The sequence below is a fragment of the Catenulispora sp. MAP12-49 genome, from assembly GCF_041262705.1.
Lineage (GTDB): Bacteria > Actinomycetota > Actinomycetes > Streptomycetales > Catenulisporaceae > Catenulispora.
The window spans coordinates 126,428-145,983 of record NZ_JBGCCP010000006.1 but is presented as its reverse complement, the minus strand read 5'-3'; the positions used below and the strand labels follow the sequence as shown (position 1 = coordinate 145,983).

Genomic DNA, 19,556 nt, shown 5'->3' with positions numbered 1-19,556 from the left:
AAGGTGGCGTGGGCATGGCAGATGTGGTTGTGGAACCGGTCGCCGTGATCGGCCTGGCGTGCCGGCTGCCCGGCGCGGACGGACCGGCCGCGCTGTGGCGGCTGCTGCGCGCCGGCGGCGACGCGGTGCTCGAGGCTCCCGAGGAGCGCTGGCCGAGCGCGGTGCTGCCCGACTTCCGCTTCGGCGGCTTCGTCGAGGGCGTGGACCGCTTCGACGCCGCCTTCTTCGGCATCTCCCCGCACGAGGCCGCGGCCATGGACCCGCAGCAGCGGCTGCCGCTGGAACTCGCCTGGGAGGCGCTGGAGCACGCCCGGCTGGTGCCCGGCGAGCTGGCCGGCACCCCGGTCGGCGTGTTCCTCGGCGCGATCGGCTCCGACTACGCCGTCCTGGCCGGCCGCACCGATCCCGCCGCGCAGAGCGCCCACACCTACACCGGCGCGCATCGCGCGATGATCGCCAACCGCGTCTCCTACGCGCTCCAGCTGCGCGGCCCGAGCCTGACGCTGGACGCCGGCCAGTCCTCCTCGCTGCTCGCGGTGCGCCAGGCGTGTCAGAGCCTTGCCACCGGCGAGTCGACGGTGGCGCTGGCCGGCGGCGTGAACCTGAACCTGCTGGCCGAGACCACGGCCGCGATCGCCGGGTTCGGCGCGCTGTCGCCGACCGGCCGATGTCGGGTCTTCGACGCCGCCGCCGACGGCTACGTCCGCGGCGAGGGCGGGGCCGTGGTGGTCCTCAAGCCGCTGGCCGCCGCCCGCCGCGACGGCGACCCGGTGCTGGCCGTGATCCTGGGCGGCGCCGTCAACAACGACGGCGGCGGCGACGGGCTGACCGTGCCGCGCGCCGAGGCCCAGCGCGAAGTGGTGCAGGCCGCGTGCCGCGAGGCCGGGGTGCAGCCGGGCGACGTGCAGTACGTCGAACTGCACGGCACCGGCACCCGGGTCGGCGACCCGGTCGAGGCCGCCGCGCTCGGTGCTGCGCTCGGCGGCGCGCACCGCCCCGCGGACCGGCCGTTGCTGGTCGGCTCGGTGAAGACCAACATCGGGCATCTGGAAGGCGCCGCGGGCATCGCCGGCCTGGTCAAGGTGGTACTCAGCCTGCACCACCGCGAGCTGCCGGCCAGCCTGCACTTCCAGACTCCGAACCCTGACATCCCGCTGGAGGAGCTGCGGCTCCAGGTGGTGCGGGAGACGACGCCGTGGCCGGCGCCCGATGGGGTGGCGCTGGCCGGCGTCAGCTCCGTCGGCATGGGTGGTACGAACTGCCACCTGGTGCTCGGCGCGGCCCCGGACGAGACGGCGTCGCCGATCCAGGATCCTGATGGCCTGCCGTGGGTGCTCTCCGCGCGGTCGCCGGAGGCTCTGCGCGCCCAGGCCGCGACCCTCGCCTCGGCCGTCGGTGACGGGTCCGACGGTCCCGACCCGGCGCTGGCGCTGCTGCGGACCCGCAGCCGCTTCGAATACCGCGCAGTCGTCGACGCCGCAGGCACCGCCGCTCGCGACGAGCGCATCAAGGCCCTGACCTCGCTGGCCGACGGCATGCCCGACGCCTCGGTCACCCTGGGCACCGCCGTCCGGGGCAAGCACGCGTTCGTCTTTCCCGGCCAGGGCTCGCAGTGGATCGGCATGGCCGTCGCCCTGCTCGACGCCGAGCCGGTGTTCGCTGCGCGGATCGCCGAATGCGACGCCGCCCTGGCGCCCTTCGTGGACTACAGCCTCACCGACGTGCTGCGCGGCGCGGCCGACGCACCTGGCCTCGACCGGGTCGACGTCGTCCAGCCCGCGCTGTGGGCCGTGATGGTAGCGCTGGCCGAGCTATGGCGCTCGCGCGGCGTGCAGCCCGACGTCGTGATCGGCCACTCGCAGGGCGAGATCGCCGCGGCCACGGTCGTCGGTGCGCTGTCGCTGGCCGACGGCGCGCGCGTTGTCGCTTTGCGCAGCAAGGCGATCATCCGGCTGGCCGGGGCCGGCGGGATGCTGTCCGTCGCCGCGCCGCTGGACGTCGTGCGGGCCGGCCTGGGACCTGAGGCCACCATCGCGGCGGTCAACGGTCCGCGCTCCGTTGTCGTGTCCGGACCGGTCGGCGTGCTGGAGGCGCTGCAGGCCGAGTTCGAGGACGCCGGGCACCGCGCGAAGCTGGTCCCGGTCGACTACGCCTCGCATTCCGAAGCCGTCGAGGCGATCCGCGAGGAGTTGCTGGAGGCGCTGGCCCCGGTCAGCCCGAGCTCCTGCGTCACCGAGTTCGTGTCCTGCGTCACCGGCGCGCCGATCGACACCGCCGAGCTCGACGCCGAGTACTGGTACCGCAACCTGCGGATGACCGTGCGCTTCGCCGACGCCGCACGGCACGCGCTCGACGAGGGCGTGGCGCTGTTCGTCGAGTGCAGCGCGCATCCGGTGCTGACCGGCGCGCTGGAGGAGACGGTCGAGGCCGCCGAGCGGACCGCCGCCGTCGTCGGGACGGTGCAGCGCAATGTCGGCGGGCCCGACCGGTTCCGCCAGGCGCTGGCCGAGGCGTATGTCGCCGGGGCCCCGGTGGACTGGACCGGCGCGTTGGACGTGTGGCCGAACCAGCTCGCCGAGCTGCCGACGTACGCCTTCCAGCGCAAGCGGTACTGGATCGCGGAGAGCGCCACGGCTCCGAAATCCGCCGCACCGCGCACGGTAACCCCGGCCGCCGAGGCCTCCGACCGGGCCTCGGGCGGCTTCGCGGATCGTCGAGCCCTGCGAAACCTCGTCGTCGCGACGACGGCGGACGTCCTCGGCCACAGCGACGCATCCGCTGTCCGGTCCGACTGGCGGTTCAAGGAGCTCGGCGTGGACTCCGCGGCCTCGGTACGGCTGCGCAACCGGCTGCGGGCCGCGACCGGACTGGCCCTGCCGACCGGCGTGCTGTTCGACTATCCGAGCCCGGACCAGCTCGCGGACCGGATGTGGACTCTTTCACAGGGCACTGATGAGCGTTCGGATGCCGGTGTCCGCAGCGCCGCCGAGGACTCCGATCCGGTGGTCATCGTCGGCATGGGCTGCCGCTACCCCGGCGGCATCGCTTCGCCGGAGGACCTGTGGGACCTGGTCCTCGCCGGCGGCGAAGCGGTGTCCGACTTCCCGGCCGACCGCGGCTGGGACTTCGAGGCCTTGTTCGCCGAGGGCGGCGAGGCGTCCGGGACCAGCTCCACCCGCCGCGGCGGCTTCCTGCGCGACGCGGACAAGTTCGACGCCGCGTTCTTCGGCATCAGCCCGCGCGAGGCCGCGGCCATGGACCCGCAGCAGCGCCTCATGCTCGAGGTCTGCTGGGAGGCGGCCGAGCGCGCCGGACTGGACGCCGACACGCTGCGCGGCAGCCGGACCGGCGTCTTCGTCGGCGCGATGGCCCCGGACTACGGACCCCGTCTGCACCAGCCCAGCGCCGGCACCGACGGACACCTGCTGACCGGCAGCGCGCTGAGCGTGGTGTCCGGCCGGATCGCCTACAGCCTCGGGCTCAACGGACCGGCGCTGACCATCGACACGGCCTGCTCCTCCGCGCTGGTCGCGATGCACCTGGCCGCGCAGGCGCTGCGCCGGGGCGAGTGCGACATGGCCCTGGCCGGCGGCGTCACCGTGATGGCCACCGCCGGGATGTTCGTCGAGTTCAGCCGCCAGGGCGGACTGGCGCAGGACGGCCGCTGCAAGGCGTTCTCCGCCGACGCGGACGGCACCGGCTGGGCCGAGGGCGCCGGCGTGCTGCTGCTGGAGCGGCTGTCGGACGCGCGGCGCGCCGGGCACCCGGTGCTCGCGGTGCTGCGCGGCTCGGCGGTGAACCAGGACGGCCGCAGCAACGGACTCACCGCCCCGAGCGGTCCGGCGCAGGAGCGGGTGATCCGCGCCGCGCTCGCCGATGCCGGACTGGCCGCCACCGACGTGGACGCCGTCGAGGCGCACGGGACCGGGACCCGCCTCGGCGATCCGATCGAGGCCGAGGCGCTGCTCGCCGCGTACGGCGGCGACCGGCCCGCCGACCGTCCGCTGTGGCTGGGTTCGGTGAAGACCAACATCGGCCACACCCAGGCCGCCGCCGGAACCGCGGGCGTCATCAAGATGATCGAGGCGCTGCGGCACGGAGTGCTGCCGCGCACGCTGCACGCCGATCAGCCGACCACGCATGTGGACTGGAGTTCGGGGACCGTCAGGCTGCTGACCGAGCCGGTCGAGCTGCCCGTGCGGCGGATGGCGCGAGCCGGGGTGTCCTCGTTCGGGATCAGCGGCACCAACGCGCATGTGATCATCGAGCGCGCGCCGCAGCTGGTCGAGCCCGAGCCTGAGCCCGAAGCCGAGCCCGCGCCCGAGTCGGACGTCGCGGCTGCGGCACCGCTCGTATGGGTCTTCTCCGCGCGCACTGCCTCCGCGCTTCGTACGCAGTCCACACGGCTGCACGCCTTCGCCACCGATGCCTCCGACGCCGACCTCGTCGCGGCCGGCCCGACGCTGGCCCTGCGCACCGCGATGGAACAGCGAGCGGTGGTCGTCGCGCAGGACCGCGAGGAACTGCTCGCCGCGCTGGACGCCCTCGCCGAGGGCCGCCCGCATCCGGCAGCCGTCCAGGGCACGGCGTCCGCCGACGTCCGGCCGGTGTTCGTGTTCCCCGGCCAGGGTTCGCAGTGGGCCGGAATGGCCCGGGAACTGTCGGCCTGGCACGCCGGCTTCCGAGCCGCCTTCGAGCGCTGCGATACCGCCCTGGCCCCCTACACCGGATGGTCGGTCGCCGACGTCCTGGCGGGCCGGGACGGGGCGCCTGCGCTCGAAGGCTCCGATGTCATCCAGCCGGCGCTGTTCGCGGTCATGGTCTCCTTGGCCGCGCTGTGGCGCTCGGCCGGCGTCGAGCCCGCAGCCGTCATCGGCCACTCCCAGGGCGAGATCACGGCCGCCTGCGTGGCCGGCGCGCTCGACCTGCCCGACGCCGCGCGGATCGTGGCGATGCGCAGCAAGGCCCTGATGAAGCTGACCGGGACCGGCGCGCTGCTGTCCGTCCCGCTTCCCGCCGATCGGGTGCGGGAGTTGGTGGAACCGTGGCACGACCGGCTGTGGGTCGCGATCCTCAGCGGGCCCGCCAGCACCGTGGTCGGTGGAGACCCGGACGCGTGCGAGGAGTTCGCCGCCGCGCTCGGATCCGACGTGCGGGCGCGGCGCGTGGCGATCGACTACGCCGCGCACACCCCGCACATCGAGGCGCTGCGCGAGGACCTGCTCGCCGCGCTGACCGGGGTCGAATCGCACGCGACAGACATCGCGTTCTGCTCCTCGGCCGAGGGCCGGTTCGTGACCGCCGAGGCGCTGACCGCCGAGTACTGGTACCTCGGCCTGCGCAACCCGGTCCAGTTCGAGCAGGCGATCCGGCAGTTCGGCGACTGGGACGGCACGCCGCTGTTCGTCGAGTCCAGCCCGCATCCGGTGCTGATCGGCAACGTGCAGGACACCCTGCGCGCGGCCGGGATGGCCGGGGACGCGTTCGGGACGCTGCGCCGCGACGACGGCGGTCCGCGGCGGTTCCTGCTGGCGGCCGCGCAGGCCTACGTCGCGGGCGCGCCGGTGGACTGGCGCGCGGTGCTCGGGACGGTGTCGCACCTGGTCGTGCTGCCGACGTATCCCTTTGAACATCAGCGTTTCTGGGTCGACGGCTCGCCGGCCCGAGCGGAGGCCGGGCACCCGCTCATCGACGCCACGGTGCGCCTGGCCGAGGGCGACGGACTGGTGCTGGCCGGCCGGCTCTCGACGGCCGCGACGCCGTGGCTCGCCGACCACGCCGTGGACGGCAACGTCCTGCTTCCCGGCACGGCCTTCGTGGAACTGGCGCTTCAGGCTGCCAGTGCGGTGGGCAGCGGCGGGATCGACGAGCTGATGCTTCAGGCGCCGGTGGTGCTCAGCGGCGGCGAGGCGGTGGACATTCAGCTGACGGTCGGCGAGGCCGACGAACGCGGCCGCCGGACCCTCGGTGTCTACACCCGGAGTGCCGGAGAGGAGGATGAGTGGACGCGCAACGCCACGGCCATGCTGCTCGCCGATGCCGAGCCGCTCGCCGCGTCCTGGGAGGAGTCGGCCGCCGACGCTGCCGAGATTGCCGGGACCGATCTCGAAGGCATCTACGACTGGCTCCTCGACCGTGGCTACGAATACGGACCCTCATTCCAGGGCCTGCTGCGGGCGGTCGCGGCCGAGGGCACGCGCTTCATCGACGTCGCGCTCCCCGAAGCGGTCCGCGCCGATGCCGGACGGTTCATGGTGCATCCGGCGCTGCTCGACGCGGTCCTGCATCCGCTGGTCCGCGACAGCGTCGGCGACGACGACATGCTGGTGCTGCCGTTCGCGTTCGCCGGGGTGCGGGTCGCGGCGCGAGGCGCCGAGGCGCTGAGCGTCCGGGTCGCCGAGCGGGGCTCCGACCGGTACTCGCTGGTCGCCTTCGACGGCGCCGGACAGCCGGTGCTCGGCGTCGACGAGCTGACGCTGCGCCGGGTGCCGCGCCGCCGGACCGCGAGCGGCCCGGCCTCGTACGCCTTGGCGTGGAACGAGCTGACGGTGTCGGAGTTCGAGCCGGCAGGGGAGCGGGTCGCGGTCGTCGGCACCGACGCCGCCGCCGACGAGCTGCGTGCCGTGCTGGGCGGGCTCGGCGCCGAGGCGACGCTCAGCTACGACCTGCCCTCGCTGCCGGACATGACGGCGGGTCAGGTCCCTGCGACGGTGTTCGTGTCCTATCGGCCGGACGTGGATCCCTTCGATCTCCCGTACTCGGTGCACGAGGGGCTGTACCAGGTCCTGGACCTGATCCAGGGCTGGGTCGCCGACGAACGGTTCTCCGCCAGCCGGCTGGTCTTCACGACCTCGGGCGCCCTTGACGGGACCGACGACGGTCTGGCCGCCGCGCCATTGTGGGGCCTGGTGCGGTCGGCGCAGGCCGAGCACCCCGGGCGCTTCGCGATCGTGGATGTCGCCGATACCGATGAGCAGACCTGGAAACTGGTCCTCGCGGCTCTGGCTACCGGCCGCACGCAGCTGAAGGTCCGTGATGGCGTGGTGAGCACCCCGCGCCTGGTTCGCACCGAGCCCTCTGAAGCAGCGATCGACCTCACTACCGGCACCGACCTCACCACCGGCACCGTCCTCATCACCGGCGGCACCGGCGGCCTCGGCGCCCTCGTGGCTCGCCGCCTGGTCGAGTCGCATGGCGTGCGGCACCTGCTCCTCGCCTCGCGGCGCGGTGCCAACGCCCCGGGCGCCGCCGAGCTGGAATCCGAGCTGTCCGCCCTCGGTGCGTCGGTGACCATCGCAGCCTGCGATGTCTCCTCCCGGCACGCCGTAGCCGCGCTGCTGGATGCGATCCCCGCCGACCAGCCACTGGCCTGTGTCGTGCACACCGCTGGCGTCCTGGACGACGCCCCGGTTGCCGCACTCTCCACGGCCCACCTCGACGAGGCGCTGGCCGCCAAGGCCGACGGCGCCTGGCACCTGCACGAGCTCACCGAGAAGACCGCTCCGAACGCGCTGTTCGTGCTCTTCTCCTCGGTCGCCGGCACCATCGGCACCGCCGGGCAGGCCAACTACGCCGCCGCCAACGCCTTCCTCGACACCCTCGCCGCCACCCGCCACCGCGAAGGCCGTCCGGCGGTGTCCATCGTCTGGGGCCTGTGGGCCGACCACACCGGCATGACCGGCGCGCTGACCGACGCCGACCTGGCTCGCCTGGCCCGGACCGGCGTCGCTCCGCTGCCCACCGGCGAAGGTCTCGAGTTCTTCGACCGAGCCCTGCGATCCGATACGCCGCTGACCGTCGCGGCCCGTTGGGACCTGGCAGCGTTGCGGGCCCGCGTCGACGGCGGCGGTGCGATCCCCGAGGTCTTCGAGGGCCTGGTCCGCACCACCGCTCGCCGTGCGTCGACTCCGAACGCCGCCGCAGCCAACCGGACAGCGGCCACCGCCTCGGCTCCGGCAGGTGCCGTCAACGGATCGCAGAACACGTTGACGTCCCGCCTGGCCGGCCTCTCCCAGGCCGACGGCGTCAAACTGCTGGCCGGCCTGGTCCGGGCGCACGCCGCCGCCGTCCTCGGCCACGCCTCCGCCGACGCCGTGGACGCCGACCGCGCCTTCACCGAACTCGGCTTCGACTCGCTGACCGCCGTCGAGCTGCGCAACCGGGTCGACGCCGAGACCGGCCTGCGGATGCCGGCGTCCATGGCCTTCGACCATCCGACGGTCGCCGCGCTGGCCGCGTTCCTGCACACCGAACTCGCCCCGGCCCAGGCCTCGCCGGAGGACGCGCTGCGCGAGGCGCTGGAACAGATGCAGGCCGCGCTGCCGGACACCGACGAGTCCACCCGCACCAAGCTCGTCGCCCTGCTGCGCAGCGGCCTGGACCGGCTGGGTCCGGCGACCGGCTCCGGCTCTGGCTTCGGCGCTGGCCCTGGCTCCGGCTCGGCCGGCGGCGAGCAGGCCGCCGCGCCGGCCTCGGCCGACGCCGTCCTGGACCCGGCCGCCGAGGCCACCGACGAGGAGATCTTCGCGTACATCGACCGGCAGTTCTCCGAACCGCCCAGGGTCTGACGGAAGGGGCACGCGCATGGCGACGACCGAGGACAAGCTCCGCGACTACCTCAAGCGCGTCACCGTCGACCTCACCGAGGCCCGGCGGCGGCTGGAGGAGTCCGAGAACGCCCGCCGCGAACCGATCGCGATCATCGGCGCGGGCTGCCGCTTCCCCGGCGGGGTGAGCACCCTGGAGGGGCTGTGGGAGACGGTGCGTTCGGGCACTGACACGATCACCGGCTTCCCGACGAACCGAGGCTGGGACACCGACGGGCTCTACGACCCCGACCCCGACGCCCCGGGCCGCACTTACACCCGGCACGGCGGCTTCCTGCACGACGCCGCGGACTTCGACGCCGAGTTCTTCGGCATGAACCCGCGCAGCGCGCTGGCCACCGACCCGCAGCACCGGCTGTTCCTGGAGACGGCCTGGGAGTCCTTCGAGCGCGCCGCGATCGTGCCGGACTCCTTGCGGGGCAGCAAGACCGGCGTCTTCGCCGGGACCATGCACAACGACTACGCGATGCGCTACATCAACGCCCACCCCGCCGAGTTGGAGGGCGCGTTCCTGCTGGCGAACGCGCCGAGCGTGCTGGCAGGCCGGCTCTCCTACACCTTCGGGCTGGAGGGTCCCGCGCTGACGCTGGACACGGCGTGCTCCTCCTCGCTGGTGGCGCTGCATCTGGCGATGCGGGCACTGCGTGCCGGCGAGTGTTCTCTGGCGCTGGCCGGCGGCTCGACGGTGATGTCGACCACTGATTCGTTCATCGAGTTCTGCCGGCAGCGCGCGCTGTCCGCGGACGGCCGATGTCGGCCGTTCTCCGCCGACGCCGCCGGCGCCGCGTGGTCCGAGGGCGTCGGCGTGCTGCTGCTGGAACGGCTCTCGGACGCGCAGCGCAACAACCGCCGGATCCTGGCGGTGGTCCGGGGGAGCGCGGTCAACCAGGACGGCCGCAGCAACGGGATGACCGCGCCGAACGGCCCCGCGCAGGAGCGGGTCATCCTGGCGGCCCTGGCCGACGCCGGACTGGACACCGCCGACGTGGACGCCGTCGAGGCGCACGGCACGGGCACGCCGCTGGGCGACCCGATCGAAGCCAGGGCGTTGGCCGCGACGTACGGCCGCGGACGCAGGACTGACGATCCGTTGTGGTTGGGCGCCTCGAAGTCCGTCTTCGGGCACACCCAGGCCGCCGCCGGGCTCGCCGGGATCCTGAAGATGGTGATGGCGATGCGGCACGGGGTGCTGCCGCCGACGCTGCACGCCGACGTGCTCAGCCCGCATGTGGACTGGGAGTCGGAGGCGCTCAGCCTGGTCACCGCCGAGCAGGAGTGGACGCGGCGGGGCGGCCCCCGCCGGTGCGCGGTCTCGGCGTTCGGGCTGAGCGGGACGAACGCGCATGTGGTGCTGGAGGAGGCACCGGATGCGGCTGAGCATTCGGGTGGTGCGGGGCCGGTGCCGGGACACACGCGTCCGCTGGCATGGGTCATCAGCGCTCGAAGCTCCGGCGCTTTGCGTGCGCAGACCGAGCGGCTGCGTTCTTTCGAAGCGGAACCGCACGACGCGGGCGACGTCGCGCGAGCCCTGGTGTCGACCCGCACGCTGTTCCCGCACCGGACCGTGGTGCTCGGCGACGACCGCGACGCGCTGCTGGCCGCGCTCGACGACCACGTGGCGGGACGGCCGAACCGGGATGTGGTCACCGGGATCGCACCGGACCACGCTCCGGCGGCGTTTCTGTTCACCGGCCAGGGCGGGCAGCGCGCCGGGATGGGACGCGAGCTCTACGCGGCGCTCCCGGCGTTCGCCACGGCCTTCGACGAGGTCTGCGACGCTCTGGACCCGCACCTCGATCGTCCGCTGAAGGACGTCGTCTTCGCCGCCCCGGACAGCCCCGACGCCGCGCTGATCGACCAGACGCGGTACACGCAGCCGGCCTTGTTCGCCTACGAGGTCGCCGCCTTCCGGCTGCTGGAGTCTTTCGGCGTCACACCGGATTTCGTGGCCGGGCACTCGATCGGGGAGTTCGCCGCGGCCTATGTGGCCGGGGTGTTCTCGTTGGCGGATGCCGCGCGGCTGGTCGTGCTGCGCGCCGCCCTGATGCAGGGCCTTGATGCGCCCGGCGCCATGGTCGCCGTGGAGGCTTCGTACGACGAGGTGGCGCCGACGCTGGCGGGGCTGGAGGACGAGGCGGCCGTGGCCGCCGTCAACGGTCCGGCCTCGGTGGTGCTGTCCGGCGAGGAGAAGGCATGCCTGCGGCTGGCCGAGCAGTGGTCGGCGGCGGGGCGGCGGACCCGGCGGCTGGCGGTCAGCCACGCGTTCCACTCGCCGCTGATGGCGCCGATGCTCGACGCGTTCCGGCAGGAGTTGGCGCGGGTCGAGTTCACCGCGCCCCGGGTGGCGCACGCGACGAATCTGGGTCCTGATGGGCCGGGCTGGGACGACCCGGAGTACTGGGCGCGGCAGGTGCGCGAGACCGTGCGGTTCGAAGGGACCGTGGACGGCCTGGTCGCGCAGGGTGCCGGAGTGCTGGTGGAGGTCGGGCCGGACGCGGTGCTGGCCGGGCTCGCGCAGGGGTGTCCCGGCGCGGCCGGGGTGCCGGTCGTGGCCATGCAGCATCGGAAGCGCGCGGAGGTCGAGGCGCTGGTCGGCGCGCTGGCGCAGGGATGCGTGGCGGGACTCGGGGTCCAGTGGACCGCCCTGCTCGGATCCGTTGCCGGAGTGCCGGAGTTCGACCTGCCGCTCTATGCCTTCGACCGCACTCGGTACTGGCTGCCGCCGCGTCCGCGCGAGGCGGACGTGGAGTCGGTCGGTCAGCGGGCCCTGACACACCCGCTGCTCGGCGCGGCGGTCGAGGTCGGGGACGACGGCGCGCTGGTGCTGACCGGGCGTCTGGCCGCCGCAGACCTGCCCTGGCTGGCCGACCACCGGGTGGCCGGTACCGAACTGGTGCCGGGCACGGCGGTGCTGGACGCGGTGTTGGTGGCCGCCGAGCGCGCGGGATGTGAGCGCGTCGAGGAGCTGGTGTTCGAGGCGCCGATCGTGCTGCCAGTTTCCGGGGCGTTGTTCGTGCAGATCGCCGTGGACGCCGAGCGCGGCGTGCGCGTCTACACGCGCGATGCCGATGACGAGGTGTGGACCAGGCGGGCCAGCGGACGGCTGGGCTCCGGTGCTTCCAGTTCGACAGAGTCCTGTGAATGGGCGATCTCCTGGCCGCCGTCCGGGGCGTCGGAGATCGACGCCGAGGGCGGCTACGACCGGCTGGCCGACCTCGGGTACGAGTACGGACCGGCGTTCCGGGGCGCGGTGCGGGTGTGGCGCGGCGACAACGAGCTTTTCGCCGAGGTCGCGGCGCCCGAAGACCTGGACCTGAGCGGCTTCGGATTGCATCCAGCGCTGCTGGACGCGGCGTTCCACCCGATGCTGCTGACCGCCGACGAGGCCGAGCCGCGCGTGCCGTTCCTGTTCCGAGGCGCGCGTTTGGCGGCCACCGGAGCGTCGGCGCTGCGGGTACGGCTCGCGGTGCGCGGCGACGAGGTCGAGGTCGCGGTGGCCGATCCCGCGGGCCGGCCGGTGTTCGGGATCGACGCCGTGGTGGTCCGAGCGGCGCCGGCGAGCGCGATGGCCGCCGGGGCGACGGCGTACGGCGTGGAGTGGATTGACGCCACGCCGAGTGCTCGCGGCGATTTCGACGCCGCTACTGAGGTTCTGGCCCTGCCGATGCCCGACACCGAGCCCCTGGCCGCTGTTCGCGAGGCCACGGCTTCGGTGCTGGCGAGTCTTCACCAGGCTGTGGAATCCGGCGGTCGGGCGGTCTTCCTGACACACGGCGCCTTCGACGGCTCGCTGGCCGGCGGCGCGGTGTGGGGACTGGTGCGTGCGGCGCAGGCTGAGAATCCGGGCCGGTTTGTCGTAGCCGATGTGCCGGCGGGCTTCGCGGACTGGGGCTTGCTCGCCGCATGCGAGGATCCGCAGCTGCGGATCACCGAGGGCAGAGTCTCGGTCCCGCGCCTGGTCCGGCAGACCCGATCCGCGACCACGGTCTCGGTGGACGGCCCGGTCCTGATCACCGGCGGCACCGGCGGCCTCGGCGCCCTGGTCGCCCGCCACCTGGTCGAGCAGCACGGTGTCAGCGAGCTGATTCTCGTCTCGCGCCGCGGCGCCGACGCCCCGAGCGCCGCCGAACTGCGCGAACTCGGCGCGACGGTGACCATCGCCGCGTGCGACGTCGCCGACCGCGACGCCGTGGCCGCCCTGCTGGCCGAGTACCCGCGCCTGGCAGCGATCGTCCACACGGCGGGCGTCCTCGACGACGCCACGCTCGCGGCCATGACCCCCGACCGCATCGATGCGGTGCTGCGCCCGAAACTCGACGCGGCCTGGTACCTGCACGAGCTGGCGCCGCAGACGCCGCTGGTGCTGTTCTCCTCGCTGGCGGGAGTCCTCGGCAACGCAGGCCAAGCCAACTACGCCGCCGCCAACGCTGCCTTGGACGCACTCGCCACGCACCGGCGGGCCAACGGCCTTCCGGCGATCTCGGTCGCCTGGGGCTTGTGGGACAACGGGACCGGGATGTCCGGCGCGCTGGATGTGGACCGCCTCAGCCGCGCCGGTCTCGCGCCGCTCAGCACCACAGATGGTCTCGCACTGTTCGACGCCGCGCTCGCCGCGGCCGCCGCGGGCAGCTCGGCCACCGGCTCCGATTCTGGCGCCGCGCTTGCCGCAGCCACCGCGCTCAGCCTGGCCGCCGGCCCCGGTTCCGGCGGTGCCCTCAGCCGGGCTGGCACCGGCGCTGGCCCATCGGTCGCGACCGAGCATCAGCCAGCTGATTTCATCGCCGCCGCCTTCAACATCCCCGGCCTCCGTGCCCGCGCCGACTCCGGCACCCTGCCCCCGATCCTCCAGTCCCTGGTCCCGGCGCGTCGCAAAGCCGCCGCAGCCGCCGCCACCTCGCCCACCGACCTGCGGACCCGCCTCGCCGCGCTCCCCGAGGCGCAGGCCGCGCAGGCGCTCGTCGACCTGGTTCGCTCGCACGTCGCCGCCGTCCTGGGCTATGCCGGGCCGGCGTCGGTCGATCCCGACCGGGCGTTCGTCGAGCTCGGCTTCGACTCGCTCACCGCCGTCGAGCTGCGGAACCGGCTTGAGGGCGAGACCGGGCTGAGCCTGCCGCCGGCGCTGGCCTTCGACCATCCCACCGTCGCCGCCGTCGGCGCGCATCTGCTCACCGAGCTCGCGCCGGCCGCGCCCGATCCGCACCACGTACTGCGTACCGCGCTCGCCGATATCGAGGCGCTGCTGCTCGCTCAGCCGGACCCTGATCCGGCGCTCGCCGAGCTGGTCGCCGCCACGTTGACGCGCCTCGTCGCCGGTTCCGCCACCGACGGTGTCGAGCAGCGCATCAACGACGCCAGCGATGAAGAGATCTTCGCCTTCATCGACAACGAACTCTAAGCATCCGCTGCCCCTTCGAAAGGTCCGGTCACATGGCCACAGAGGAAGAGCTCCGCAACTACCTGAAGCGGGTCACGCGCGACCTCACCGACACCCGTCGGCGGCTCGCGGAGACCGAGCAGCAGCTGTCCGACACCGAGCGCGCGCGGCACGAGCCGATCGCGATCATCGGTATGGGCTGCCGCTACCCCGGCGGGGTCGCCGGTCCCGAGGACCTGTGGGACGTGGTGTCCACCGGCCGGCACGCGATCGGCGAGTTCCCGGCCGACCGGGGCTGGGACGTCGAAGGGCTCTACGATCCCGACCGCGACGCCTTCGGCAAGTCCTACACCCGCAACGGCGGCTTCCTGTACGACGCCGCCGACTTCGACGCCGGCCTGTTCGGCATGAGCCCCGGCGCCGCGCTGACCAGCGACCCGCAGCAGCGGCTGATGCTCGAGACGGTGTGGGAGGCCTGCGAGCGGGCCGGCATCGACCCGATGGCGCTGCGGGGTTCGCGCACCGGTGTGTTCGCCGGGGTCATGTTCGACTTCTACTGCACCCGCTTCCTCGGCGCGGTGCCGCAGGAGGTCGAAGCGTCACTGTTCACCTCCGCGCTGCCCAGCGTGCTGGCCGGCCGCATCTCCTACACCCTCGGCCTGCACGGCCCCGCCATCAGCCTGGACACCGCCTGCTCCTCCTCGCTGGTCGCCGTCCACCTGGCCGCGCAGGCGCTGCGCAACCGCGAGTGCTCGATGGCGCTGGCCGGCGGCGCCACCGTGATGGCCACGCCGGACTCCTTCGTCGAGTTCAGCCGCCAGGGCGCGCTGGCCCCCGACGGCCGCTGCAAGCCGTTCGCCGAGGGCGCCACGGGCGCTGCGTGGGCCGAGGGTGTCGGCGTCCTGATCCTGGAGCGGCTGTCCGACGCCGAGCGCAACGGCCACACCGTCCTGGCCGTCATCCGCGGCTCGGCGGTCAACCAGGACGGCCGCAGCAACGGCCTGACCGCTCCGAGCGGACCGGCCCAGGAACGGCTGATCTGGGAGGCGCTGGCCGACGCCCGCCTGGACGCCCGCGACGTCGACGTCGTCGAGGCGCACGGCACCGGCACCCCGCTCGGCGACCCGATCGAGGCCCGGGCCCTGCTGGCCACCTACGGCCAGAACCGCGGCGAGGGCGAGCCGCTGCTGCTCGGCTCGGCCAAGGCCAACTTCGGCCACACCCAGGCCGCCGCGGGCGTCGCCGGCATCATCAAGATGGTCATGGCGATGCGGCACAACGAGCTGCCGCCCTCGCTGTTCGCCGAGAACCCCTCCTCGCAGATCGACTGGGACAGCGGCGCGGTGCGGCTGCTGGACGCGGCCCGGCCCTGGCCGGCGGTGGACCGGCCGGTGCGCGCGGCGGTGTCCGGCTTCGGGATCAGCGGCACCAACGCACACGTCATCATCGAGCAGGCCCCGCAGCCGGGTGACGCCGAACCGGCCGAGGCGGACGCCGGAATCGAGACAGCGGCCACCGCTGCGACGGAAACCGCAATCACCGAAAAACAGAACCCTTATGTCTGGGTCCTGTCAGCCCGCACCGAGAAGTCCCTGCGCGCCCAAGCCGGCCGCCTCGAAGTCTTCTCCCGCGCCGCCGACGCCGCCGACCTGGCCGCCGCCGGCCCGGCCCTGGCCCGCCGCACCACCCTGGAACACCGCGCCGTCGTGGTCGCCGCCGATCGCGAGGAACTGACCGCCGCCCTCACCGCCCTCGCCGACGGTACCCCGCACCCGGCGCTCGCCGTCGGCACGGCAGCCGCCGACGTCCGCCCGGTCTTCACCTTCCCCGGCCAGGGCTCGCAGTGGGCCGGCATGGCCGTGGAGCTGATGGCCGCGAACCCGGTCTTCGAGGACTGGATGACGCGCTGCGACACCGCGCTGGCCCCGCACACCGGCTGGTCGGTGGTGGACGTGCTGCGCGGCGCCGAGGGCGCCCCCACGCTGGACGGCACCGAAGTCATCCAGCCCGCGCTGTTCGCCGTGATGGTCTCGCTGGCCGGGCTGTGGCGCTCGATCGGCGTCGAGCCGGCCGCCGTCATCGGCCACTCGCAGGGCGAGATCGCGGCCGCCGCCGTCTCCGGCGCGCTGTCGCTGGAGGACGCGGCGCGGGTCGTCGCGCTGCGCAGCCGTTCGCTGCTGCGGCTCAGCGGGACCGGCGGGATGCTCGCCGTCGCGCTGCCCCCGGAGGAGATCGTCAAGCGTCTGGAGCCGTTCGACGGCCGCCTGTGGCTGGCCGTGTACGCGGGCCCGGCCAGCGGCGTGGTCGCCGGCGACCCGGACGCGCTGGACGAGTTCGTCGAGTCCTGCGGCGAGAACATCCGCACCCGCCGCGTCGGCGTGGACTACGCCTCGCACACCCCGCACGTCGAGGCCCTGCACGACGAACTCCTGACGGTGCTCGCCGGAACCGCGCCGGTGTCCACGGACATCGCGATGTGCTCCTCGCTGCACGCCGAGTTCATCGACACCGCGCGCCTGGACGCCGCGTACTGGTACGAGAACCTGAGCAACCCGGTCCGCTTCCGCGACGCCGTCGCGGCCTTCAAGGACTTCGGGACGCCGCTGTTCGTCGAGGCCAGCCCGCATCCGGTCCTCGTCGGCGACATCGCCGACATCCTGGAGGACGCCGGCGCGGCCGGCGCGGCGACCGGTTCGCTGCGCCGCGACGAAGGCGGCTGGCAGCGCTTCCTGCTCGCCGCCGCCGGGGCCTACGTGCTCGGCGCGCCGGTGGCGTGGACCGATCTGCTGGGGCCGGTGCGGCGTCGGGTCGAGCTTCCGACGTACGCCTTCGACCGCCAGCGGTACTGGATCGAGAGCACGGAGCGGGCCGCGTCCGGCGCCGGCATGAGCGCCTCCGCGCACCCGCTGTTCTCCTCGGTGGTCTCCCTGGCCGACGGCGGCCTGCTGCTGACCGGTCGGCTTTCGCGCACCGCGGCGCCGTGGCTGAACGACCACGTGGTCGAGGGCGCGGCGCTGTTCCCGGGCGCCGGATTCGTCGAGCTCGCCCTGGAAGCGGCCGCCGCGGCGGGCTGCGGCCACCTGGAGGAGCTGGCGCTGGAGAACCCGCTGATCCTGCCCGAATCGGGGGGCGTGGATCTGCAGGTGGTGGTGGGCGCTCCGGACGCCGACGGCCATCGCAGCGTCGGTATATACGTGCGGTCCGGCTCGGAGTGGGAGCGGTGCGCGGCCGGCTCGGTCGGGACCGGCATCGCCGCAGCCGGCGGCTGGACGTGGGCCGCGCAGTGGCCGCCGTCCGCGTCCGGTTCGGGCATGGATGTCGCGCAGCGCTACACCGACCTCGTCTCCGCGGGTTACGAATACGGGCCCGCGTTCGCCGGTGTGACGGCGGTCTGGCGCCAGGGCGACGAGATCTTCGCCGAGATCGCCGCGCCCGAGGAGCTGGACGTCGCCGGCTTCGGCATCCACCCGGCGGTACTGGACTCCGCCTTGCAGCCGGTGCCGCTGACCGGGGGATTCAGTGAGCTGATGCTCCCGTTCATCTTCCGCGACGTGCGCCTGTACGCCGCCGGGGCGTCCGCGCTGCGGGTCCGCCTGACGGTGACCGGCGACGACATCGAGATCGCCGCGGCGGACCCCGAGGGCCGGCCGGTGTTCGCGGTGAGGTCGCTGCGGGTGCGCAAGATCGCGGCCGAGGCGCTGCGGTCCCGGTCGGAGAACCGGGTGGCGCTGTCCGGGATGGACTGGACGCCGCTGGCGGTCACCGCCGACGACAGCCTCGGCTGGCGCGTGGTGGACGATCTGGCCGAGCTGGACGGCGCGACCGAGGCGCCGGACTTCGTGGCCGTGCGGGTCGCCGGTGGCGGCCGAACGCTTCCCGATGCCGCTCGGGCCCGCACCCTGCACGTTCTCGACATCCTGCGCGACTGGCTGAACCGCGGCGAGGCCGAACTCTTCGCCGACACCCGCCTGGTACTCGTCACCTCCGAAGCTGTCGGACCGCAGGCCACTGACATCGCTGGCAGTGCGGTGTGGGGTCTTGTCCGCGCCGCGCAGTCCGAGCATCCCGGCCGCTTTGTGCTGGCCGACGTCCCCCAGGGCTTCTCCGGCTGGGGCCTCCTCGCCGCCGCGATCGCCGCCGACGAGCCGCAAATCGCCGTCCGCAACGGCGAGCTGCTGGTGCCGAGAGTGGCGTCCCGGACCTCCGAGCCCGCCGCCGAGCAGCCCTTCGGCACTGGCAGTGTCCTGATCACCGGCGGCACCGGCGGCCTCGGCGCCCTGGTCGCCGAGCACCTGGTGTCCCGGCACGGGGTCCGTCGCCTGATCCTCACCTCGCGGCGCGGCCTGGCGGCCCCCGGCGCGGCGGAACTGGTCGACCGCTTGGCGGCGGCCGGGGCCGAGGCCGATGTCGTGGCCTGCGATGCCGCCGACCGCGAGGCGCTGGCCGCCGTCCTGGCCGCGATCCCGGCCGAGGCGCCGTTGACCGGCGTCGTGCACGCCGCCGGCGTCCTGGACGACGCGCGGCTGGAGGCTCTGAAGGCCGAAGGCGTGGACCGTGTCTTCCGCCCGAAGGTGGACGCGGCGTGGAACCTGCACGAGCTCACCGCCGAGCTGCCGGTTCAGGCCTTCGTCCTGTTCTCCTCGCTGGCCGGGGTGCTGGGCAACGCGGGCCAGGCGAGCTACGCCGCGGCCAACGTGGTCCTGGACGCCCTGGCCGCGCAGCGCCGCGCCGTCGCGCTCCCGGCGGTCTCGGTCGCCTGGGGCCTGTGGGGCACCGCGACCGGCATGACCGGCGAGCTGACCGAGGCCGAGCTGGCCCGGCTGGCCCGCTCCGGGGTCGCGCCGCTGACCGGTGATCAGGGTCTTGAGTTGTTCGACGCGGCCTTGAGCGCGGCCGATCCGCTGGCCGTGGCCGCCGTGTGGAATGCCGCCGGGCTGCGCGCGAGCCAGACCGACGGCGTCCTGCCCGCGGTGTTGCGGGCCCTGGTGCCCGCGAGTCGCCGGGCCGCCGCGGCCGGGCCCTCGGCGGCGGCCGGCGGCCTGACCGCACGGCTGGCCGGGATGGCCGCGGAGGAGGGGCGGCAGTTCCTGGCCGACCTGGCCCGCTCACATGTCGCGGCGGTGCTGGCCGTGCCGGGACCGCAGGCCGTGGACCCGGACCGGCCGTTCAGCGAGCTCGGCTTCGACTCGATGACCGCCGTCGAGCTGCGCAACCGGCTCGGCGGCGCCACCGGGCTCCGGCTGCCGGCCACGCTCGCGTTCGACCACCCGACGGTCAACGCCCTGGCCGACTTCCTGCACGGCAAGCTCGCCCCGGCCGCGCCGTCACCCGACGACACCCTGCGCGCGGCCCTGGACGAGATGCAGCGCTCGCTGGCCGGCAGCGACGACGCGATGCGCGCCAAGATGACCGCCATCCTGCACAGCGCGTTGAACCGGCTCGGCTCCGGCGGCGAGGGGACCGAGGCCGCCCCGGACAAGATCGCGATGGACGCGGCGTCCGACGACGAGCTGTTCGCCTTCATCGACAGCCAGCTGTGAACGCCGCCGACCGGATCCCCTTGCCCGCTCTGACTT

3 protein-coding genes are annotated in these 19,556 nt (G+C 73.9%); all 3 read left to right on the top strand.

All coding sequences use genetic code 11. The annotated features are described in order from the left end of the window. The first annotated feature begins 14 nt into the window (after nucleotides 1-14). From ABIA35_RS14605 to ABIA35_RS14595, 3 genes are read left to right on the top strand one after another with little or no spacing between them, the layout of a single operon-like run. Nucleotides 15-8,567 (top strand): SDR family NAD(P)-dependent oxidoreductase, encoded by an 8,553-nt coding sequence (locus ABIA35_RS14605; protein WP_370358238.1) that lies wholly within the window; start codon nucleotides 15-17, stop codon nucleotides 8,565-8,567. A 16-nt stretch (nucleotides 8,568-8,583) separates the two neighbouring features. Then, on the top strand, nucleotides 8,584-14,001 hold the full coding sequence (locus ABIA35_RS14600) for a type I polyketide synthase (protein WP_370358237.1): 5,418 nt from the start codon (nucleotides 8,584-8,586) through the stop codon (nucleotides 13,999-14,001). Between the two features lie 32 nt (nucleotides 14,002-14,033). Continuing rightward, on the top strand, nucleotides 14,034-19,520 hold the full coding sequence (locus tag ABIA35_RS14595; protein ID WP_370358236.1) for an SDR family NAD(P)-dependent oxidoreductase: 5,487 nt from the start codon (nucleotides 14,034-14,036) through the stop codon (nucleotides 19,518-19,520). The last annotated feature ends 36 nt before the right edge of the window (nucleotides 19,521-19,556 follow it).

Bases quoted from the DNA above. Each gene is read 5' to 3' on its own strand.
- ABIA35_RS14605 (WP_370358238.1), top strand. From the start codon at position 15: ATGGCAGATGTGGTTGTGGAACCGGTCGCCGTGATCGGCCTGGCGTGC.
- ABIA35_RS14595 (WP_370358236.1), top strand. From the start codon at position 14,034: ATGGCCACAGAGGAAGAGCTCCGCAACTACCTGAAGCGGGTCACGCGC.
- ABIA35_RS14600 (WP_370358237.1), top strand. From the start codon at position 8,584: ATGGCGACGACCGAGGACAAGCTCCGCGACTACCTCAAGCGCGTCACC.